Origin of the sequence: Pararhodobacter oceanensis, assembly GCF_003076755.1 — a bacterium.
GTDB lineage: Bacteria > Pseudomonadota > Alphaproteobacteria > Rhodobacterales > Rhodobacteraceae > Pararhodobacter > Pararhodobacter oceanensis.
Genome location: NZ_QDKM01000010.1, coordinates 64773 through 84632, shown reverse-complemented (window position 1 = coordinate 84632; position 19860 = coordinate 64773). Strand labels below are relative to the sequence as shown.

General features: G+C 63.7%; 18 protein-coding genes. 13 read left to right on the top strand and 5 right to left on the bottom strand.

Features of this window, described 5'->3' with window-relative positions:
• Positions 1-251: 251 nt before the first annotated feature.
• Together DDE20_RS16460 and DDE20_RS16455 are read left to right on the top strand one after the other, a co-directional pair.
• Positions 252-920, top strand: coding sequence for a TetR/AcrR family transcriptional regulator (locus DDE20_RS16460; protein WP_116559620.1), 669 nt, complete (start codon positions 252-254; stop codon positions 918-920).
• Complete coding sequence (locus tag DDE20_RS16455; RefSeq protein WP_116559619.1) at positions 917-1510, top strand: TetR family transcriptional regulator C-terminal domain-containing protein; 594 nt, start codon at positions 917-919, stop codon at positions 1508-1510. The genes DDE20_RS16460 and DDE20_RS16455 overlap by 4 nt, the downstream gene beginning before the upstream one ends.
• Before the next feature lie 169 nt (positions 1511-1679).
• On the opposite strand, the gene DDE20_RS16450 is transcribed toward DDE20_RS16455, so the two are convergent.
• On the bottom strand, positions 1680-2771 hold the full coding sequence (locus DDE20_RS16450) for an anhydro-N-acetylmuramic acid kinase (protein ID WP_116559618.1): 1092 nt from the start codon (positions 2769-2771) through the stop codon (positions 1680-1682).
• 81 nt (positions 2772-2852) lie between these two features.
• Here DDE20_RS16450 and tyrS point away from each other — a divergent pair, with 81 nt between their 5' ends.
• On the top strand, positions 2853-4103 hold the full coding sequence (gene tyrS, locus DDE20_RS16445; protein ID WP_116559617.1) for a tyrosine--tRNA ligase: 1251 nt from the start codon (positions 2853-2855) through the stop codon (positions 4101-4103).
• A gap of 166 nt (positions 4104-4269) precedes the next feature.
• On the opposite strand, the gene DDE20_RS16440 is transcribed toward tyrS, so the two are convergent.
• On the bottom strand, positions 4270-5235 hold the full coding sequence (locus DDE20_RS16440; RefSeq protein ID WP_116559616.1) for a GlxA family transcriptional regulator: 966 nt from the start codon (positions 5233-5235) through the stop codon (positions 4270-4272).
• A gap of 70 nt (positions 5236-5305) precedes the next feature.
• On the opposite strand from DDE20_RS16440, the gene bcoG reads away from it, so the two are divergent.
• From bcoG to DDE20_RS16390, 10 genes are all read left to right on the top strand, one after another.
• Positions 5306-6220, top strand: a complete 915-nt coding sequence (gene bcoG, locus DDE20_RS16435; RefSeq protein ID WP_116559615.1) for a 3-dehydrocarnitine:acetyl-CoA trimethylamine transferase BcoG — start codon at positions 5306-5308, stop codon at positions 6218-6220.
• Positions 6221-6256: 36 nt separating this feature from the next.
• Positions 6257-7723, top strand: a complete 1467-nt coding sequence (locus DDE20_RS16430) for a carnitine 3-dehydrogenase (protein WP_116559614.1) — start codon at positions 6257-6259, stop codon at positions 7721-7723.
• 38 nt (positions 7724-7761) lie between these two features.
• Entirely contained in the window at positions 7762-8925 is a 1164-nt protein-coding gene (locus DDE20_RS16425; protein WP_116559613.1) for an acyl-CoA dehydrogenase family protein, read from the top strand.
• 317 nt (positions 8926-9242) lie between these two features.
• The gene (locus DDE20_RS16420; protein WP_116559612.1) at positions 9243-11231 is read left to right on the top strand and encodes an acetate--CoA ligase family protein; all 1989 of its coding nucleotides are present in this window, start codon (positions 9243-9245) and stop codon (positions 11229-11231) included.
• A gap of 5 nt (positions 11232-11236) precedes the next feature.
• Complete coding sequence (locus tag DDE20_RS16415; RefSeq protein WP_205961693.1) at positions 11237-12025, top strand: carnitinyl-CoA dehydratase; 789 nt, start codon at positions 11237-11239, stop codon at positions 12023-12025.
• Between the two features lie 139 nt (positions 12026-12164).
• The gene (locus DDE20_RS16410) at positions 12165-12650 is read left to right on the top strand and encodes a c-type cytochrome (RefSeq protein ID WP_165814543.1); all 486 of its coding nucleotides are present in this window, start codon (positions 12165-12167) and stop codon (positions 12648-12650) included.
• Positions 12651-12653: 3 nt separating this feature from the next.
• Positions 12654-13565 (top strand): c-type cytochrome, encoded by a 912-nt coding sequence (locus tag DDE20_RS16405; protein WP_116559609.1) that lies wholly within the window; start codon positions 12654-12656, stop codon positions 13563-13565.
• 256 nt (positions 13566-13821) lie between these two features.
• Positions 13822-14865 (top strand): alanine racemase, encoded by a 1044-nt coding sequence (gene alr / locus DDE20_RS16400; RefSeq protein WP_116559608.1) that lies wholly within the window; start codon positions 13822-13824, stop codon positions 14863-14865.
• Positions 14862-15644: an MlaE family ABC transporter permease gene (locus DDE20_RS16395; protein WP_116559607.1), complete on the top strand. Its 783-nt coding sequence runs from the start codon at positions 14862-14864 to the stop codon at positions 15642-15644. The genes alr and DDE20_RS16395 overlap by 4 nt, the downstream gene beginning before the upstream one ends.
• Complete coding sequence (locus DDE20_RS16390) at positions 15641-16381, top strand: ABC transporter ATP-binding protein (protein WP_116559606.1); 741 nt, start codon at positions 15641-15643, stop codon at positions 16379-16381. Before DDE20_RS16395 ends, DDE20_RS16390 begins: the two co-directional genes overlap by 4 nt.
• On the opposite strand, the gene DDE20_RS16385 is transcribed toward DDE20_RS16390, so the two are convergent.
• The 3 genes from DDE20_RS16385 to DDE20_RS16375 all read right to left on the bottom strand — a co-directional run bounded on the left by DDE20_RS16385 (position 16338) and on the right by DDE20_RS16375 (position 19846).
• Positions 16338-17339 carry a FliM/FliN family flagellar motor switch protein gene (locus DDE20_RS16385; RefSeq protein ID WP_165814542.1) on the bottom strand — a complete coding sequence of 334 codons (1002 nt, stop codon included), beginning with the start codon at positions 17337-17339 and terminating at the stop codon, positions 16338-16340. The genes DDE20_RS16390 and DDE20_RS16385 overlap by 44 nt on opposite strands.
• Positions 17340-17402: 63 nt before the next feature.
• Entirely contained in the window at positions 17403-19076 is a 1674-nt protein-coding gene (locus tag DDE20_RS16380) for a ribonuclease J (RefSeq protein WP_116559604.1), read from the bottom strand.
• Positions 19073-19846, bottom strand: coding sequence for a type III pantothenate kinase (locus DDE20_RS16375; protein ID WP_116559603.1), 774 nt, complete (start codon positions 19844-19846; stop codon positions 19073-19075). The genes DDE20_RS16380 and DDE20_RS16375 overlap by 4 nt, the downstream gene beginning before the upstream one ends.
• Positions 19847-19860 lie beyond the last annotated feature (14 nt).

The following is a 19860-nucleotide window of genomic DNA, read 5'->3' as shown; positions in this document are numbered from 1 at the left end:
GCGGCCACAGCAGGTGCAGGCCAGTGTTTTCACTGGCAAATTCTTGTCCCGCTGGGCGAGACCTCGGGTTGTCACGGCGTGGTCATCTGCCTATCCTTGGACCTTCGGACCCTGAACACCGGCCCCCAAATAAGGCCCCAAAAACCAGCGGCACCACGGGCTGAATGTGATGACGCTAACAGACTTGACCATTCAGTCAAGATTATTTGCAGAGCGGCAAAACCGCGCCGAACAGCAGGAGCAAGCCGCGTATGGGCCATCGTGACGGGTTTGAAAAACCGGGCAGCCGCGCCGAGAACCGCGAAGAGATCGAGCGGGCGATTCTCAATGCCGCCGAAGAGGTGTTTGCGCAAAAAGGCTTTGGCGGCGCGACCATGCAGGCGATTGCCGATGCCTGCCATTTGCCGAAAGCCAATCTGCATTATTACTTCTCCAGCAAGGAAACCCTCTATCGCCGCGTGGTCGAGCGGATTTTCACCATCTGGCTGGAGGCCGCCGATAGTTTCGAGACCTCCGCCACGCCGGACGTCGCCCTGCGCCGCTATATCACCCGCAAGATGCAGCTGAGCCGCGAGCACCGCTATGGCTCGAAGGTCTGGGCCAATGAGGTGATGCACGGGGCGCCGATCATCCATGACTATCTCGAGACCTCACTGCGGCGCTGGACCGAGACGCGGATTGCGGTGATCCGGCGCTGGAGTGCCGAGGGGGCGATCCATGACGTCGATCCGCGCTGGCTTTTGTATATGATCTGGTCGACGACCCAGCATTACGCCGATTTCGCCCATCAGATCGAGACGCTGAACCAGGGCCCGCTCAGTGACGCGCAATGGGTGTCGGCGACCGAGACCGTCTGCCAGATCATCCTGCGCGGGATCGGGTTGAATGGCGATGGGTTGGACGGGGTAGCACCCCTATGACCACGCGTATTCAACGGCGCAACCGCGGGCTGATACTGGACGCCGCCCTTGAGGTGTTCTCGGCCAACGGGTTTCGCGGTGCCACACTTGACCAGATTGCCGCCGTCGCCGGCCTGTCGAAACCCAATATCCTGTATTATTTCGACAGTAAGGAGCGCATGCATAACGCGCTACTGGAGGGCTTGCTGGATGTCTGGCTGGCGCCCTTGCGGGCGATTGATCCCGAGGGGGATCCGCGCGCGCAGATCATGGGCTATATGCGGCGCAAGCTGCAGATGTCGCGCGATTACCCGCGCGAAAGCCGGTTGTTTGCCAATGAGGTTTTGCAGGGTGCGCCGCGGCTGGAGACCTCGATCTCGGGCACATTGCGCGATCTGGTCGATGACCGCGCGGCGGTGATTCAGGCCTGGAGCGATGCCGGGCGCCTGCCCGCGATTGATCCCTATCATCTGATTTTCTCGATCTGGGCGATGACCCAGCATTACGCCGATTTCGACGCGCAGATCCGCCTGATCCGCGGCAAACGCGATCCGATGGACGGGGCGGAGGCATTTCTGGAGATAGTCTTCGAGCGGCTGTTGCGGGTGTAGGGCTGCGGCAGGCCTGAATGGGGCTATTGGGGCGAAACTTGCGGGCATCGAGCCCGCGCGTTTCGGCGCGCCAAGACGCGCAGGGGGCCTTGCCCCCTCGGCCTGCGGCCTCACCCCCAGAGTATTTTTCGCAGGTGAAATTCAGGGTTTGCGGCTTTGGGGTTGAGGCTTAGGGTTTGCTGAGGCTGCCACCGCCGACCGGGGTGCCGACGCCGGTGGTTTTGGGCGCCGAAGTCGGCAACCCGCGGGCCACGCGGGCCGCGAGATAGGCGAAGGCCTGCGCCTCGATCATATCGCCGTCGAGACCCTGCGCCTCGACCGGCAGCACCTCGCAGTCGCAGCCGGCGGCGATCATCGCCATCAGCGTCGGATTGTGCCGCCCGCCGCCGCAAACCAGAAGCTGTGCGGGCGGGCTGGGGAAATGTTCGAAGGCGCGGGCGACGCCCAAAGCGCAGGCGGCGGCAAGGGTGGCGAGCGCATCGGCATCGTTGAGCGCGCTGACATCGGGCGCAGGCGCGGCGCGGTCGAGGGATTTGGGCGGCATCCGGTGAAAGAAGCCGTGGCGCGCGAAAGCGTCGAGGCGCGCCGCGTCGGGCTGGCCCGTCGCGGCCAGCGCGCCGTCCGTGTCGCGGGCCTCATTGCGTCTTTGGCGCATCGCATCATCCATCGGCGCATTGCCCGGACCGCAGTCAAAGGCGAGACAGGCGTATTCGGGTTTGGGGATGGCGGGATCGACCCAGGTGACATTCGCAACACCGCCGAGATTGAGGAATGCTATCGGCGCCTCGGCTTTGATATAGCGCGCCAATGCGTGGTGGTAGAAGGGCGCCAAGGGCGCGCCCTGCCCGCCCAGCCGCACATCGGCGCTGCGAAAGTCGCTGACCACAGGCCAGCCGAGCGCCTGTGCGAGCACCTCGCCCGCGCCCGCCTGATGGGTGCCGCGCCCACCGGGATCATGGGCCAAGGTCTGGCCGTGAAAGCCAACCAGATCAATGTTGCGAAACTGCGCGCAGAGTTCGGCATGGGCGAATTCGACGACCTCGGCGGCGGCTTCGACGCGCGGGTCGTCGTGCCAGGCGCCAAGCGCTTCGCGCAGGATCTCGCGCTCGGCCTCGCTATAGGGGCGATAGGCGCTCTCGCCAAAATCGAGGATATCAATGCCGTCGGTGAGCAGCACCGCCGCATCCACCCCGTCCAAAGACGTGCCCGACATCGTGCCCAGCACCCGCTGCGCCGCACCCCCGCCCTGTGGTTTTACCATAGCCGCCGCATCATGCGCCCCTTTCCCTTTGCCCGCCAATTCGTCTATAGACAGCGCGAATACCCGCCAAGGACAAGCACAATGACCTATACACCGAAATCAGAGTTTCTGCGCATCATTATCGAGCGCGGATTTCTGGCGGATTGCACCGACCTGCAAACGCTGGACGAGCAACTGACAAAAAACATTGTGCCCGCCTATATCGGGTATGACGCGACAGCGAAATCGCTACATGTTGGGCACCTGCTGAACATTATGCTGCTGCGCTGGTTCCAGAAAACCGGTCATAAACCGATCACCCTGATGGGTGGCGGCACCACCAAAGTGGGCGATCCCTCGTTCCGCGCCGATGAGCGGCCCTTGCTGTCGAACGCGCAGATTGACGAGAATATCGCCAGTATGAAGCAGGTATTCGCGAAATACCTCGACTACGGTGATGCCGCGCAGGACGCGGTGATGCTGAACAATGCCGAATGGCTGGACGGGCTGAATTATCTGGAATTCCTGCGCGATATCGGACGGCATTTCTCGGTCAACCGGATGCTGAGCTTTGAAAGCGTGAAATCGCGGATTGATCGCGAGCAGTCGCTGTCGTTTCTCGAGTTCAACTATATGATCCTGCAAGCCTATGATTTCCTTGAGCTTAACCGGCGGCATGGCTGCCTGTTGCAGATGGGCGGATCGGATCAATGGGGCAATATCGTCAACGGTGTGGACCTGACGCGGCGGGTGGCGGAAACGCAGATTTTCGGCCTGACGACGCCGCTTCTGACCACCTCGGACGGGCGCAAGATGGGCAAATCGCAGGGCGGCGCGATCTGGCTGAATGGCGATCTGCTGAGCCCCTATGAGTTCTGGCAGTTCTGGCGCAACACCACGGATGCGGATGTCGGGCGGTTCCTGAAGCTCTATACCGAGATGCCGGTCGATGAATGCGACCGTTTGGGCGCGCTGGAAGGTTCGGAAATTAACCACGCCAAGGTGATTCTGGCCAATGAGGTGACCACGCTTTGTCATGGTGCCGAGGCCGCTGCTGCGGCTGAGGCGACGGCGCGGGCGGTGTTCGAACAAGGCGGAACGGGCGAGGATCTGCCGAGCGTGGCAATCGCGCGCAGCGAGGCCGATGACGGGGTCTCGATCGTGCAGTTGTTCGTGCGCGCGGGCCTGTCGAAATCGGGGAAAGACGCCAAACGGCTGATTTCCGAGGGCGGCGCGCGGGTCAATGACGAGGTGGTCAGCGATATGGGCCGGATCGTCACCTCGGCGGATCTGGCCGAGCCGATGAAGCTGACGGCGGGGCGCAAACGGCATGCTCTGGTGACGGTGGAATAGGGTTTTCCGATTCAGAGATGAGATGCGCGCTGTAACAGATTGTTATAGCGCGCATTTTTCGTTTCATCGCGCGTTGGAAAACCCAGTCCCGAACTTCTCGGCTTGGACGTGTGCAGAAGACACATATAATTGTCAGACCTTTAATTGTCTGATAATTTTCGCATCTCTACCCCCGCACGGATCGCGGGGACTGGCCGAAGCGGCGCTTGAAGGCGCGCGAGAATCCCGAGCCGTCATTGAACCCGCAGCGTAGCGCCACCTCTTGCATCGGATGGCTGGTATCAGCCAGCAAGCGGCGGGCGGATTGCAGGCGCAATTCCAGATAGGCGGCGGCGGGGCCTTGGCCGAGGCTTTCATCGAAAATCTGCTCAAGCCGCCTTATGCCAATGCCCAGATCCGCGGTGATCCGGGCCAGCGACAGCGGGTCTTCGAGATGCTGGCTCATTAAGGTTAATGCTTGCGACACACGGGGATCGCGGGCACCCGGCACCAAGCCGGGGCGTTGCGGGCGAGCGCCATCGGCACGGGCCTCGTAAAGGAAGCTATCGGCCACCTGCCCCGCCACACCAATGCCGCAACGCGCGCCGATCAGATGCAACATCATATCGGCTGCCGGCACCGCGCCGCCGGCGGTAAAACGGTTGCCCGAGATCACATAGCGGTCGGGCACCACCTCGATCGCGGGATAGGCGGCGGCGAAATCCTCCAGATCCTCCCAATGCACGGTGGCGCGGTAGCCGCCCAGCAATCCGGCCCGCGCCAGTATCCAAGGGCCCGCATCGACCCCGCCCAAGGCGCGGAACCGCGGTGCGATGCGGCGGACCTCGGCGATGATCTCGCGCGTGGCGACCTCGGCCTGATTGTAGCCCGAAATCACCACCAGCGCGTCGGCGCCAAGCGCGGCTTTAACCGCGCCGTGGCTGGGCAATTCGATGCCGCAGGTCAGCGGCACCGGCGCCCCATCGGGCGAGACCACGCGCCAGCGAAAGCCCTCGCGGCCCAGTTGCCGGTTGGCGTTGCGCAGGGGGTCGAGCACCGAGGCGACCTCGAGGATCGAGGCGCGCGGCAGCACCAGCACGGCGATATCGAGGGGCTGCGATGAGGGGGCAAAGATGCTTTCGGATTTTGACATATTCCCTTCGTAAAACGCTAAGCACGTGGCCGCAACCCTGCTAGGCTTTACACAAATGAAGGAGATTCGAATGCCATTGACGATGAATCGCGAGGTTTTCATCACCTGTGCGGTGACCGGATCGGGGGGCACGCAGGATCGCAGCCCGCATGTGCCGCGCTCGCCCGAACAGATCGCCAATAGCGCCATCGACGCCGCCAAAGCCGGTGCGGCGGTGGTGCATTGCCATGTGCGCGACCCCGAAACCGGCGCGCCCTCGCGCGATGCCGCGCTCTATCGCGAGGTGACCGAGCGCATTCGCGATGCGGAGGTTGATTGCGTGCTGAACCTGACCGCGGGCATGGGCGGCGACCTGATGTTCGATGGCACCGAGGCGATGGACCGGATGGCGAAATCCTCGGATATGGCGGGGGCCGCAGAGCGCGTCGCCCATGTCGTCGAATGCCGCCCGGAGATTTGCACGCTTGATTGCGGCACGATGAATTTTGCCGAGGCCGATTATGTGATGGTTAACACGCCCGGTATGCTGCGCGATATGGCCAAACGTATGACCGACAGCGGCGTGCAGATCGAGATCGAGGCGTTTGACACCGGCCACCTGTGGTTTGCCAAGCAATTGGTCACCGAAGGCCTGATCAAGGATCCGGTTCTGGTGCAGCTTTGCATGGGGGTGCCATGGGGGGCGCCGGACGATCTGAACACCTTTATGGCGATGGTCAACAATGTGCCCGACGACTGGCATTGGTCGGCCTTCGGCTTGGGGCGGAACCAGATAGCCTATGTCGCCGCGTCGGTGCTGGCGGGGGGCAATGTGCGCGTCGGGCTGGAGGATAACCTCTGGTTGGAGAAAGGCGTGCTGGCGACCAACGCGCAACTGGTGGAACGCGCGGTCGGCATCATCGAGGGCATGGGCGCGCGGGTGGTCGGGCCCGACGAAGTGCGCGCGCGGTTGAAGTTAGAAAAACGGGCGCCGAATTTCGGCTGAGGATTTGCGGGCAGCAGCCCCATGAGGAGAGACGAGATGGCGCGCAAAGCGACAATTATCGGCGGCGGCGTGATCGGCGGCGGCTGGGCGGCGAGATTCCTGCTCTCGGGTTGGGATGTGTCGGTCTATGATCCCGATCCCGAGGCGCCGCGCAAGATCGGCGAAGTGCTGGCCAATGCCCGCGCGGCGCTGCCGGCACTGGCGGATGTGCCGATGCCGCCCGAGGGACGTCTGACATTTGCAAACAACCTTAAGGATGCGGTGGAAGACTCTGAATATATTCAAGAATCCGTCTCCGAGCGCATTGAGTTGAAGCACCGTGTCTATGCCGAGATCCAAGCCCATGCGCCGGATGCGCTGCTGGGCTCGTCAACGTCGGGCTATAAGCCCTCGCAATTGCAGGAGAAGTCCACGAACCCCGAGGTGCTTTTCGTGGCGCATCCGTTCAATCCGGTCTACCTGCTGCCTTTGGTGGAGGTTGTGCCCTCGCCTAAGAACGACTTGCAACGCATTGAAGAGGCAAAGGAAATCCTGCGCGAGATCGGCATGTATCCGCTGCATGTACGCAAGGAAATCGACGCCCATATTGCCGACCGTTTCCTTGAGGCGGTCTGGCGCGAGGCGCTCTGGCTGGTCAAGGACGGTGTCGCCACCACCGAAGAAATTGACGAGGCGATCCGCATGGGGTTCGGGTTGCGTTGGGGGCAGATGGGTCTGTTTGACACCTACCGCGTGGCGGGCGGCGAAGCGGGGATGAAGCACTTCATGGCGCAGTTCGGCCCCTGCCTGTCGTGGCCATGGACCAAACTCATGGATGTGCCTGAATTCAATGATGAATTGGTCGATCTGATCGCCGGTCAATCCGACGCGCAATCGGGGCATATGACGATCCGCGAGATGGAACGCATCCGCGACCAGAACCTGATCGGCTTTTTGCGGGTGCTGAAAGAGCGCAATTGGGGCGCGGGGAAAGTGCTGCTCGATCACGATGCGCGGCGGGCCGCTGAGGCGCCTGCGGCCAAACTGCCCGCGCTGGATGCGCCGCTTTTGCTGTCGCATATGCAGGTGCTGCCCGGTTGGATTGATTACAACGGCCATATGACCGAAAGCCGCTATCTCTTTGCCTCCTCGGAGGTGACCAATGCCTTCTTGGGGCTGATCGGCGCGGGGCTCGACTATGTCGCGGCGGGGCGCAGTTATTACACAGCGGAATCGCATATCATGCATTTGGGCGAGGCCAGATTGGGCGACGCGCTGACCGGCTCGGTGCAGGTATTGGGCGCGGATGAGAAGCGGTTGCATCTGTTCATGCGCATCGAGCGTGACGGGGCGCCGGTGGCGACGATCGAACAGATGCTGTTGCATGTGGATACGGTGAACGGCGGCACCTGCCCCGTCGCGCCCGAAGTTCTGGCAAAGTTGCAACCGATTGTCACCGCCCATGCCGCGCTGCCGCAGCCCAAGGATACGGGGCGGTATGTCGGACAACGCAAGTCCCGTTAACCTTAACGCCGCCGCCCCTTTCCCACCGGAGACACAAGATGCATTTCGCCCTGAGTGATGAACAGCGCATGATCGTCGAGACCACCCGCAGTTTTGTCGAAGCCGAGCTATATCCGCATGAGGCGCTGGTCGAGCGCACGGGTCATCTGCCGATGGAGCTGATCCGCGAGCTGCAACAAAAGGCGATGGCGGCGGGGCTTTATGCGGCGAATATGCCCGAAGAGGTCGGCGGCGCCGGGCTCGATACGCTGTCGTGGCTGCTCTATGAGCGCGAGTTGGGGCGGGCGAATTACGCGCTGCATTGGACCTGCGTGGCGCGGCCCTCGAATATCCTGCTGGCGGGCACCGAGGACCAGCGCGAACGCTATCTGATGCCCTGTATTCGCGGCGAGACATGGGATTGTCTGGCGATGACCGAACCGGGCGCGGGCTCGGACCTGCGCGGCATGTCGGCGAGCGCGCGGCAAGAGGGCAGCGACTGGGTGCTGAACGGCACCAAGCATTTCATCAGTCACGCCGATATCGCGGGCTTTACGATTGCCTTTATGGCCACCGGCGAAGAGGACACGCCGCGCGGGAAAAAGAAGAAGATCACCGCGTTTTTCGTCGATAAGGGCACCAAAGGCTTCACCGTGCGCGACGGCTACCGCAATGTGTCGCACCGCGGGTATTCGAACGCGATCCTCGAGTTTGATGATTGCCGCGTGCCCGCCGAGAATGTGCTTGGCGAGGTGCATAAAGGCTTCGAGGTGGCCAACGACTGGCTGGGCGCGACGCGGTTGCAGGTCGCGGCGACCAGCATCGGGCGCGCCGACCGCGCCTTGGGCCATGCGCTGGACTGGGCCGCCGAACGCAAACAATTCGGCCAGCAGATCGGCAAGTTTCAGGGCGTGTCGTTCAAACTGGCGGATATGGCGTTGGAGCTGAAAGCGGCGGAGCTCTTGACCTATGAGGCGGCGTGGAAACTGGACGCGGGCACGGTGACCGACGGCGATATGGCGATGGCCAAGCTGAAGGCGACCGAGGCACTGGCGATGATTGCCGATGAGGCGATCCAGATCCACGGCGGCATGGGGTTGATGGATGAATTGCCGCTGGAGCGGATCTGGCGCGATGCGCGGGTCGAGCGGATCTGGGAAGGCACCTCGGAGATCCAGCGCCATATCATCAGCCGCGAGCTTCTCCGCCCGTTGGGCGGATAATTGAGGAGGGTGCGAGGGGCTGCGCGCCCCTCGCGCTCCCGCGCCAAGGGGGCGCACGCGCCCCCTTGGAACCCCCGTGGATATTTTCGGACAGATGATAACGCGATGGTAAGATTTTCTCATCAGAATGGCTCTGCGGTACAGGCTGGGAAGCCGATGGCCGTGACAGGTGACGCTCTCCGGCTCTCTGTTCAGGGGGTCGGGGGGCCGATTACGCCCCTCATCTGTCCAAAAATATCCTGGGGGGTGAATTCGGCCCCGCCGAAGAGGGGGGCAAAGCCTCCCTGCCCGGTCACCGCGCATCACGGGGCCTGGATATGAGGGATCTGTCGCGCGTGTTGCGGCCGCGCTCGATTGCGGTGCTGGGATCGGGTTGGGCGCGCAATGTGATCGCGCAATGCACGAAGATGGGGTTTGAAGGGCCAGTGTGGCCGGTGCATCCGACGCGGGAAGAGATTGGCGGCGTGCCCTGTGTGGCCGCGCTGGCGGATTTGCCCGAGGTGCCTGACGCGGTGTTTGTCGGGGTGAACCGGCATGCGACGCTGGGGGTTATCGAGGAGCTCGCGGCGATAGGGGCCGGTGGGGCGATCTGTTTTGCCTCGGGTTGGCGCGAGGCGGGGGATGCGGGGCTGCAGGAGGCATTGGTCGCGGCGGCTGGCAACATGCCAATCCTCGGGCCCAATTGTTACGGGGTTATCAACTACTTGGACGGTGCTCTTTTGTGGCCCGACGAGCATGGCGGGCGGCGGGTGGAACGCGGTGTGGCACTGATCAGCCAGTCGTCGAATATTGTGATCAACCTGACCATGCAGGCGCGCGGGTTGCCGATCGCCTATGTCGCCTGTCTGGGCAATGCCGCGCAGGTCGGGTTGGCCGATCTGGCGGCGGCGGTCTTGGCGGACGAACGGGTGACGGCGCTGGGGCTCTATATCGAAGGCATCGCCGATGCGCCCGCTTTCGCCGCTTTGGCCGAGGCGGCGCGCGCGACGGGCAAGGGGATTGTGGCGATTAAAGCCGGCAAAACCGAGGCCTCGCGCGACGCCGCCGCCTCGCATACCGCGTCTTTGGCCGGTGGCGGGGCGCCCTCGAGCGCGTTTTTGCGGCAGGCGGGGGTGGCGGAAGTTACCAGCCCTGCGGAACTGATCGAGACGCTGAAAATCCTGCACGCGCATGGGCCGGGGCTGGGGCGGCAGCTGTGTTCGCTGTCGTGTTCGGGCGGTGAAGCGGGGTTGATGGCCGATCTTGCAGCAACCGTGGGGGTGGAGTTTCCGCCGCTCGGTGACGGGCAGCGCGCGCGTTTGGCGGCGGTGCTTGGGCCCTTGGTGACATTGTCCAACCCGTTGGATTATCACACGTTTATCTGGGGCGATCTGGCGAAAACCACCGAGGTGTTTACCGCCACATTGCAAGGCTATGACGCGGGGCTGTTTGTCATTGACCCGCCGCGCCCCGACCGCTGCGATCCGAGCAGTTTTGAACCCGCGCTGGAGGCGATCGAGGCGGCACAGAAGGCGACGGGAAAACCGGCGTTTGCACTGGCCTCTTTGCCCGAGAATTTCGACGAGACCCGCGCGATTGCGCAAATGGCACGCGGTGTGGTGCCGCTGATGGGGATGGAAACCGCCCTGAGCGCGGTGAAAGCGGCGCAGACCGTTGCGGGGCGCGAGGGTTGGCGGCCGTGGCCGGTGATCGCCGCCAAAGCGCCGCAGATGCTGAACGAAGCACAGGCGAAAGCGCGGATCAAAGCTGCCGGTATCGCGGTGCCGACGTCGGTGTCGGCGGCGCGATTGGACGGGTTGATACCTGACGGCATGACCCCGCCCTTCGCGCTCAAAGGCCTTGGATTCGCACATAAAACCGAGGCGGGGGCGGTCAGGTTGAATGTCAGCGACCCATCCGCAGAGGCGGAAATGCCCGGCGCCGAGGGCTATTTGCTGGAGGAAATGGTCACGGGCGGCGTCGCCGAAGTGATCCTTGGCGCGCGGTGCGATCCGGTTTACGGGGCCACGCTGACCCTTGGTTTGGGCGGTGTGGCGGCGGAATTGCTGGCCGATACGGTGACGCTGGTGCTGCCGGTCACGCGGGTGGAAATCGCGGAGGCGCTGCGCGAGTTGCGGCTCTGGCCGCTGTTGGATGGCTGGCGCGGGGCGGCGCGGGCGGATACCGAGGCTTTGATTAACGCGGCACTCACCTTGCAAGAGATGCTGCGCGGCGACCCGTCTCTGGTCGAAGTGGAAATCAACCCGCTGATCCTGCGCCAATCGGGCGCAGTGGCGGTGGATGCAGTCATTTGGGAGGAAATTTGATGCAAATGCGAACCGAAGGCCCGATCAAAACCCGCGTTGAGGGGGGTATTCTGGAGGTCACGCTGGACCGGCCCAAGGCGAATGCGATTGATCTGGCGACCAGCCGAATCATGGGCGATGTGTTCAAGGAATTTCGCGATGACGACGCCCTGCGGGTGGCGATCTTGCGCGCCGAGGGGGATAAATTCTTCTGCCCCGGCTGGGACTTAAAGGCCGCGGCGGGCGGCGATGCGGTGGATGGCGACTACGGCGTCGGCGGCTTTGGCGGCTTGCAGGAATTGCCGCATTTGAACAAACCGGTGATCGGCGCGGTCAACGGAATTTGCTGCGGCGGCGGCTTGGAACTGGCGCTGAGCTGCGATCTGATCCTCGCCTCGTCGACCGCCAGTTTCGCGCTGCCGGAGATCCGCTCGGGCACGGTGGCCGACGCCGCCTCGATCAAATTGCCCAAGCGCATCCCCTATCACGTGGCGATGGACCTGCTGCTGACCGGCCGCTGGTTTGACGCCGAAGAGGCGAAACACTGGGGGCTGTTGCGCGAGATTTGCGCGCCCGAGGAGCTGCGGGATAAGGCCTGGGAGCTGGCGCGGCTCTTGGCCTCGGGGCCGCCTCTGGTCTATGCGGCGATCAAGGAAGTGGTGCGCGAGGCCGAGGATATGCGGTTTCAGGACGCGCTCAACCGCGTCACGCGGAGGCAGGTGGCGGCGGTCGACCGGCTCTATGGCTCCGAGGATTTGCTGGAGGGGCAGAACGCCTTTGCCGAAAAGCGCGATCCGGTCTGGAAGGGGCGCTGAGGGGCGGCGGCGCCTATACCTGTGCACAAATGCGCAACTCATGTGCACAAATGCGCAGTGTGATCACAAAGATGCGAAGTTGGAAAACCTGCATCTGTGGTTATCCTCATCGCAGGACAGCCACATAAGGATCACGCATATGCCGCCAATCCCGCGCCTCCCTATCCGCCGCGCCGCCATCGCCGTTTTTCTGGCCAGCGCCCTTGCCACGCCGCTGCTGGCGCAATCTGAGGAGCGTCAGGACCCGAATATCGCGGCGCGTCAGAATCTCATGCAATTACAAGCCTATAACCTTGGTGTTCTGGGCGGAATGGCGCAGGGCCGGATGGCCTATGATGCGGAAATGGCGGCCACCGCGGCGTCAAATCTGGTGCATCTGACCCGCCTGAACACCGACCGCATGTGGGCCGAGGGCACTGATAACGCGGCGGTCGAGGGCACCCGCGCCCTGCCCGCGATCTGGGCCGATATGGAGGGTTTCGCCGCCCGCGGAGCCGCGCTGACCGCTGCCGCCGAGGCGATGGAGGCCGCGGCCGGGGTCGATCTGGCGACATTACAAGGCGCGATTGGCGGTCTCGGCGGGGCCTGCAGCGGCTGTCACCAGAACTTCCGCCAAGCGGATTAAGCTATGCGCAAACTCGCCGCCACAGCTCTCGCTCTGGCGCTGGTCGGGGCGGCGGGGTTTTGGTTAATGACCCGCCCCGCCGCCTTGGCGCCCGAGACGCTGGCGGTGCTTGCCGCCCATGACGCCGATGCCGAGGCCGGTGAATTGGTGTTCTGGGCTGCGGGCTGCGCCGGTTGCCATACGGCGCCGGGGCTGGAGGTGACCGCGCCGGTCGAGGAGCGCTTGCACCTGTCGGGCGGGCAGGAATTTGCCACGCCCTTCGGAACATTCACCGCGCCGAATATCTCGATGGACCCTGAACAGGGGATCGGCGGCTGGAGCCTGCCGGAGTTTGCCCGCGCCGTCACGCTGGGCGTTAGCCCCGCGGGGCAGCATTATTATCCGGCGTTTCCCTTTACCAGTTACGCCCGTGCGACGCCCGAGGATATCGCCGATCTCTGGGCCTTTTGGCAAAGCCTGCCCGCCGATGCCACGCCCACACGCGCGCATGATGTCGGCTTCCCGTTCACGCTGCGGCGCGGGTTGGGGCTGTGGAAGCTGTTGAATTACAATGCGGATTTCGTGGCACCTGCGCGTGACGATCCGCAGTATACCCGCGGGCGCTATCTGGTCGAGGCCTTGGGCCATTGCGCGGAATGCCATACGCCGCGGGATGTCGCGGGCGGGCTGGATCAGGCAGAATGGTTAACCGGAGCGCCCAATCCGGCGGGCGACGGGCGCATTCCGGCGCTGCCCCCCGAGGGCTGGTCTGGCGAGGATATCGCGGCCTATTTGCAAAGCGGCTTCACCCCCGAATTTGACGTTGCGGGCGGCACCATGGCCGAGGTGATCGCCAATCTCAGCCGGATTTCCGCCGAGGACCGGGCGGCGATCGCCGCCTATCTGGTGACGTTCAGATCATCGCCCAATCGGTGAATTTATGCGCGCGCTTGGGCTGCGGCTGATTGGGCTGCGGGGCGGGTGCGGGCTTGCGGATGGGCGTCGACATGGGGAACTCCTAATGGCTTGAAGCGAATCGTCGCGGTTAACGTTAATGAGTCGTTACGTCCTCCTAACAGGTTCAATCAAAAATCCGACCATTTTGAGGCAAGTTATCCACAGCCTCGGCGGAACCGCGCTCGGCACGTATTCGCCCTTGACTTGCGGCGCCCGGACGGGCCAAACGAGCCTCATGACAGCCGCACGTTTAACCATCGATCTGGACGCGATCGCCGCCAATTGGCAGCGACTCTCGCGCCTTTGCCGCAGCGAAACCGGCGCCACCGTCAAGGCCGACGCCTACGGCTTGGGGGCCGCGCGCGTGGCGCGACGCCTCGCCGACGCGGGCGCGCGCACGTTTTTTGTCGCCCTCGCCGAAGAAGGCGCGGTGATCCGGCAGGCGGTCGGCTCGGGCCCGCGGATTTTCGTCTATAGCGGCCATATGGCGGGCGACACCCAGACCCTGCGCAACCTTGACCTGATCCCGCTGGTCAATTCCGCCGATCAACTGGTCCGGCATCTGGAATCCCTGCCCCGCCATCCCTTTGGCGTGCAGCTTGATTCTGGGATGAACCGGCTGGGTATGGAGGCAGCGGAATGGGCCGCGGTGCGCGATCTGGCGGTGGCGGCAGACCCCAAGCTGGTGATGTCGCATCTGGCCTGCGCCGACGATCCCGAGCATCTGTTCAATGCCCAGCAGATGGATAATTTCCTCGATATGACAGCGGGTTACGCTGGTGATCGCTCATTGGCGGCGACCGGTGGGATCCTCTTGTCGCCCGAGTATCATTTCGACATCAGCCGCCCCGGTATCGGGCTTTATGGCGGCGCGCCGTTTGACGATGCGACGCCGGTGGTGACGCTGTCCTTGCCGGTGATCCAGACCCGCGAGGTCGAGGCGGGCGAAGTGGTCGGCTATGGCTGTACATGGGTGGCCGAGCGCCCCTCGCGCATCGCCACCGTCGCCGCGGGCTATGCCGACGGGTTGCTGCGCGCCCTGTCAAACCGCGCCATGCTCTATGCCGGCGAGACCGCCTGCCCCGTGGTCGGGCGCGTGTCGATGGACCTGATCACCGTCGATGTCACCGATCTGGAGGTGGTGCCCGAGGAATTGGAAATCCTCGGCGCGCCGCAAGGCATTGATATGGTTGCGGATGCGGCGGAGACCATCGGTTACGAGATATTAACCAGTCTGGGCGGTCGCTATAAACGCCGCTATCAGAGCCGCTTGGCATGACGCCGCGCGCGCTTTTGGGGGCAATCGGCCGCAGTCTGGCCGAGACCCTTGCAAGCGTCGGGCGGTTCAGCGGATTTGTGATCACAAGCCTGATGTGGATGCTGCGCGCGCCGTTTTACCCGCGTGAATTGCTGGCGCAACTCTTGCATATCGGCTGGCTCTCGCTGCCGGTGGTGGGGCTGACGACGCTGTTCACCGGCGGCGCTTTGGCGCTGCAGATCTATGCCGGATCGGCGCGGTTCTCGGCGGAATTCGCCGTGCCCTCGATCACCGCAATCGGCATGGTGCGCGAATTGGGGCCGGTGCTGGGCGGATTGATGGTGGCAGCGCGCGTCGCCTCGTCGATCGCGGCGGAAATCGGCACGATGAAAGTCTCGGAACAGATCGACGCGCTGCGCACTTTGGCGGTCGAGCCGATGCAATATCTGACCGTGCCACGGGTCTTGGCGGCGACGCTGTCGATGCCGGTGCTGGTGGCGGTGGGCGATGCCATCGGCATTCTGGGCGGCTATGCGGTTGGCGTCACGCGGCTGGGGTTTGACGGCGGCGCATACTTGCGTAACTCGCTGGATTTCCTTGAGTTTTGGGATGTGGCCTCGGGGATGATCAAGGGCGCGGTGTTCGGGTTTCTGGTGGCAATCTCGGGCTGCTATTTCGGGATGAATTCGGGCCGCGGTGCGCAGGGCGTTGGCGAGGCGACGAAATCGGCGGTGGTCATGGCCTCGATCCTTATACTGGCGGCGAATTACCTGCTGACGGAGGCGTTCTTTTCGGCATGATCCGCGCGCATGATCTTGAGAAGTCTTACGGCGAAAACCGCGTGTTGCGCGGGGTGTCGTTCGAGGTGCCAAAGGGTGAAAGCCTGGTGGTGATCGGCGGCTCGGGCACGGGGAAATCGGTGCTGCTCAAGTGTTTGCTGGGGCTGGAGCGGGCGGATCGGGGCTCGGTTGAGGTCGCGGGGCTGGCCAATCCCAAGCCGCAGGTGCTGGCGCAGCATGTCGGCATGTTGTTTCAGGGTGCGGCGCTGTTTGACTCGCTGCCGGTTTGGCAGAATGTGGCGTTTCGGTTGATGCGTGGGCGGAACCCGCTGGGCGCGACCGAGGCGCAGGCGCTGGCGGTGGAAAAACTGGCGCGGGTGGGTCTGGGTCCGGAGACGGCGATGCTTTTTCCGGCGGAACTCTCGGGCGGGATGCAAAAGCGCGTCGGTCTGGCGCGGGCGATTGCCGGTGATCCGCCGGTGTTGTTTTTTGACGAGCCGACCGCGGGGCTGGATCCGGTGATGGCGGCGGTGATCAACGCGTTGATCCGCGAGATCACCCGCGATCTGGGGGCGACGGCGCTGACCATTACCCATGATATGCGCACGGTGCGGGATGTGGCCGACCGCGTGGCCAAGCTGCATGAGGGGCGGTTTTACTGGCAAGGCTCGGTGGCGGAGGCGTTTGCCACCGAGGATCCGGTGATGCGGCAGTTTACCCGGGGTTTGACGGAAGGTCCGGTTGCGACGCTGCGATAGCGGCAAGATCGCCGCCCTCGCCCGCCTGCGCCTCAGGCTTGGCGCGGGGCGCGGGTTTGATATCGCTCATCTGCGGCACCGGCGGCGTGCCCCCCGGCCATGAGGTCAGCCGCACGGCGCGGTTGCCACGGCTTTGACCAAGCCGCCCGATCGCCTGCACCGAGCCGTCCAGCGCGACCAGTTGCACCTCTTCGAGATTGGACAGCGGCAGGGTCAGGGAACTGTCGACGCCGAGCGCCAACACCTCGGAGAGCGGCAGGGTCAGACGCCCCAATTCCGCCTGCATAGAGGCCGGAGCGCGCATCACGGTCTCCTCTAACTGCTTGCCCCAATTGCTGGTTTCACTGTCCGCCGCCGGATCGCCGGTCAGTGTTTCCGGCGCCGCGCGTGGCAGGGCGAGCATGATCCGGCCGGGGCGCTGGACCTCACCGGCGACCAGATCCACATCGAGGCTGACGGTGTCAAACACCACATCATCGAGCAGCACCGCCAGCAGCCGGTGATCGACCACCGGCCGGTGAAAGCGCATCGCCGCGGCAATGGGATCGGTGAGATCGCGCATCGTATGGTTCACCAGATCGGCGAGCAGACTGGAATCGGTGGGCGTGGGGCGGCGTGGCAAGGGCGGTTTCGGACCGAGCCGCCCGATGGTCATCGCCTCGATCACCGTGGCAAAGGTGGATTGGTCGAGCATCACCACAGCGGTGCCCGCCGCCAAACCGTCAAGCTGGCCGACAAAGGCGTCGCTGTCGATCATATCGAGCAATTCGGCCAAACTCGCGCTGCTGCGCCGGGTCTCGCCCTGTTCGGCAACCAGGGGCGCCATCGACGAGGTCGCGCGCGCGAACGCCCGCGACAGCCCCTGCGCAGGGCCGGTCACCGCCGGTTTATCCGGCGGTGGCGCGTTTCGAGTCACAAGTTTTCGCCGCAAGAGCGGGTCGCGGGTCGGTGCATTCATGGCCTGAGAATCCTGCCTTTTCAGCAGCATCGCAGAGATGAGTTAACAAACCCTTTTAAAATGTCACTCTTCGGCCAAACGGCTGACAACAACCGTCACTTCGGGCTTTTTGCCGATCTCATCGACGCAGACCGAGCGCACGCGACGTTTGAGCACATCGCCCAGTTTGTCGTCATTGCCCATCACCTTGCGGCCAGTGCGCTCGAGCTCTTCGACCAGCGCATCCTCGATCACCTCGGAGAGCGGGCGTTGCGAGCGCCCATGACGCGCCAGACCGAGGCAATCCGCCCAAGCCTCGCCCATCGGCAGACCGTCTTCATCGATAATTAACGTCACCATGACATGTCCGTTGAGCGCCATTTTCATCCGCTCGCGCACGACCCCGTCCATGGCGCCATAAATCGCGGACCCGTCGAGATAGAGCCGTCCGGTGTCGATGAAATCGACCACCTCGGGGGTGTCGCCGGTCAGATCGAGCATCGTGCCGTTGGGTGCGATGGCCGTGGCCATGCCGCTGGCCGCGCCGAGCCGCGCGTGTTGGCGCAGGTGACGGTGCTCGCCGTGCATCGGCACCAGCATCGCCGGACGGGTCAACTCGTGCATCCGCTCGAGATCGGGGCGGTTGGCGTGGCCCGAGACGTGATAGGTGCCCATGGTGTTATCGACCACATCGACGCCCATTTCCGACAGGGCGTTGACGATGCGCAACACGCCGCGCTCATTGCCCGGAATGGTCATCGAGGAGAAGAGGAACAGATCGCCCTCTTTCAACGACAGCCCCAGATAGGAGCCGCGCGACAATTGCGCCGAGGCTGCGCGGCGTTCGCCCTGCGAGCCGGTGACCAAGAGCATCAGGCTGCCGCGTGGCATGTCGCGGGCCTCTTCGACCGAGACCGTGGGCGGGAAATCATGCAGCAGCTTCGCCTCGGTGGCGGTGCGCACCATGTTTTGCATCGCGCGGCCTAACAGACAGACCGAGCGCCCCGCGTCGCGCGCGGCTTTGGCCAAAGTGCGCAGACGCGCGACGTTGGAGGCAAAGGTGGTCGCCACGACCATGCCCTCGGCCTCGCGCACCAAATCGGTGATCGACTCCGGCAGCGTGCTTTCCGAGCGGCCCGGATGCAGCGAGAAGACATTGGTCGAATCGCAGACCAGCGCTTTGACGCCGGCTTCGCCGATCTGGCGGAACATCTCTTCGTCAAAGGGCTCGCCGACGCCCGGCGCCATATCGAGTTTGAAGTCGCCGGTGTGCAGGATACGCCCCGCCGGGGTCTCGATCAACAGGCCCGAGGCTTCGGGCAGCGAGTGCGAGACCGGCACGAATTGGACCTTGAACGGGCCCAGTTCCAGCGTGTCGGGCATCGCACCGATGGTGTGGATCTGCTCGACCGGCTGGCCCGCCTCGACCATCTTTTTGGCGGCAATCCGGGCGGTGAAATCGCGGCAATAGACCGGCGCGCGCAACCGGCTCCAGAGGTGGCCGAGGCCGCCGACATGGTCCTCATGCGCATGGGTGATGAAAATCCCGTCGATCCGGTCGCGGCGTTTTTCCAGCCAGGTGATATCGGCCATGATCAGATCGACACCGGGGGTGCCGTCCATATCCGGGAAGGTCACGCCGAGATCGACCACGATATAGCGCTCGCGGTTTTTCGGGCCGTAGCCGTAGACATAGGTGTTCATGCCAACTTCGCCAGCACCACCCAATGGAAGGTAAATTAATCGTTCACGCGTCATACGAAGTCCTTATTAAAGTCATGGATGACGGTCAGCCCGTGCATCGTCAGATCGTCTTCGATCGTGTCAAAAATTGTGTCAACTTGTCCGAACAGCGGCGCAAGCCCGCCGGTGCCGACGGTTTTCATCGGCTGGCCATACTCGGCTTTGATGCGGGTGACTATCCCCTCGATCAAACCAATATAGCCCCAAAACACCCCCGATTGAATGCATTCCACGGTATTCGTGCCAATCACCTTGTCGGGGCGGGTGATATCGACATGGGGCAGCGCTGCCGCGCCCTGGTGCAGCGCCTCAAGGCTGAGGTTCACCCCCGGCGAGATCACCCCGCCGACATAGGCGCCATCGCTGGCCACCACATCGAAATTGGTTGCAGTGCCGAAATCCACCACGATGACATCGCCACCGTGGCGGACAAAGGCACCGGCGGCATTGGCCAACCGGTCCGGCCCCGGCACCACACCGGGATCAACGCGCGGCAGCACCGGCAGTTTGCAGTCGGGCTTGCCGACGACCAAGGGGCGCACGCGGAAATACCGGTCCGAGAGCACCCGCAGATTGAACACCACCCGCGGCACCGTCGAGGAGATGATCACATTGCTGAACTCGACGCTGATGTTGTTGAGCACCATCAGGGTGGAGAGCCAGACATAATATTGATCAGCGGTGCGCGCATGGTCGCTTTTCATCCGCCATGTGGCCAGAAACTCGTTGCCGTCCCAGATCGAGAAGGACGTATTGGTATTGCCACAGTCGATGCAAAGCAGCATGGGACCCCCCTCGG

Bases quoted from the DNA above. Each gene is read 5' to 3' on its own strand.
- DDE20_RS16430 (WP_116559614.1), top strand. From the start codon at position 6,257: ATGGCGCGCAAAGCGACAATTATCGGCGGCGGCGTGATCGGCGGCGGC.
- DDE20_RS16440 (WP_116559616.1), bottom strand. From the start codon at position 5,235: ATGTCAAAATCCGAAAGCATCTTTGCCCCCTCATCGCAGCCCCTCGAT.
- DDE20_RS16410 (WP_165814543.1), top strand. From the start codon at position 12,165: ATGCCGCCAATCCCGCGCCTCCCTATCCGCCGCGCCGCCATCGCCGTT.
- DDE20_RS16450 (WP_116559618.1), bottom strand. From the start codon at position 2,771: ATGGTAAAACCACAGGGCGGGGGTGCGGCGCAGCGGGTGCTGGGCACG.
- DDE20_RS16405 (WP_116559609.1), top strand. From the start codon at position 12,654: ATGCGCAAACTCGCCGCCACAGCTCTCGCTCTGGCGCTGGTCGGGGCG.
- bcoG (WP_116559615.1), top strand. From the start codon at position 5,306: ATGCCATTGACGATGAATCGCGAGGTTTTCATCACCTGTGCGGTGACC.
- DDE20_RS16380 (WP_116559604.1), bottom strand. From the start codon at position 19,076: ATGACGCGTGAACGATTAATTTACCTTCCATTGGGTGGTGCTGGCGAA.
- alr (WP_116559608.1), top strand. From the start codon at position 13,822: ATGACAGCCGCACGTTTAACCATCGATCTGGACGCGATCGCCGCCAAT.
- DDE20_RS16425 (WP_116559613.1), top strand. From the start codon at position 7,762: ATGCATTTCGCCCTGAGTGATGAACAGCGCATGATCGTCGAGACCACC.
- DDE20_RS16390 (WP_116559606.1), top strand. From the start codon at position 15,641: ATGATCCGCGCGCATGATCTTGAGAAGTCTTACGGCGAAAACCGCGTG.
- DDE20_RS16420 (WP_116559612.1), top strand. From the start codon at position 9,243: ATGAGGGATCTGTCGCGCGTGTTGCGGCCGCGCTCGATTGCGGTGCTG.
- DDE20_RS16375 (WP_116559603.1), bottom strand. From the start codon at position 19,846: ATGCTGCTTTGCATCGACTGTGGCAATACCAATACGTCCTTCTCGATC.
- DDE20_RS16385 (WP_165814542.1), bottom strand. From the start codon at position 17,339: ATGAATGCACCGACCCGCGACCCGCTCTTGCGGCGAAAACTTGTGACT.
- DDE20_RS16395 (WP_116559607.1), top strand. From the start codon at position 14,862: ATGACGCCGCGCGCGCTTTTGGGGGCAATCGGCCGCAGTCTGGCCGAG.
- tyrS (WP_116559617.1), top strand. From the start codon at position 2,853: ATGACCTATACACCGAAATCAGAGTTTCTGCGCATCATTATCGAGCGC.
- DDE20_RS16460 (WP_116559620.1), top strand. From the start codon at position 252: ATGGGCCATCGTGACGGGTTTGAAAAACCGGGCAGCCGCGCCGAGAAC.
- DDE20_RS16415 (WP_205961693.1), top strand. From the start codon at position 11,237: ATGCGAACCGAAGGCCCGATCAAAACCCGCGTTGAGGGGGGTATTCTG.
- DDE20_RS16455 (WP_116559619.1), top strand. From the start codon at position 917: ATGACCACGCGTATTCAACGGCGCAACCGCGGGCTGATACTGGACGCC.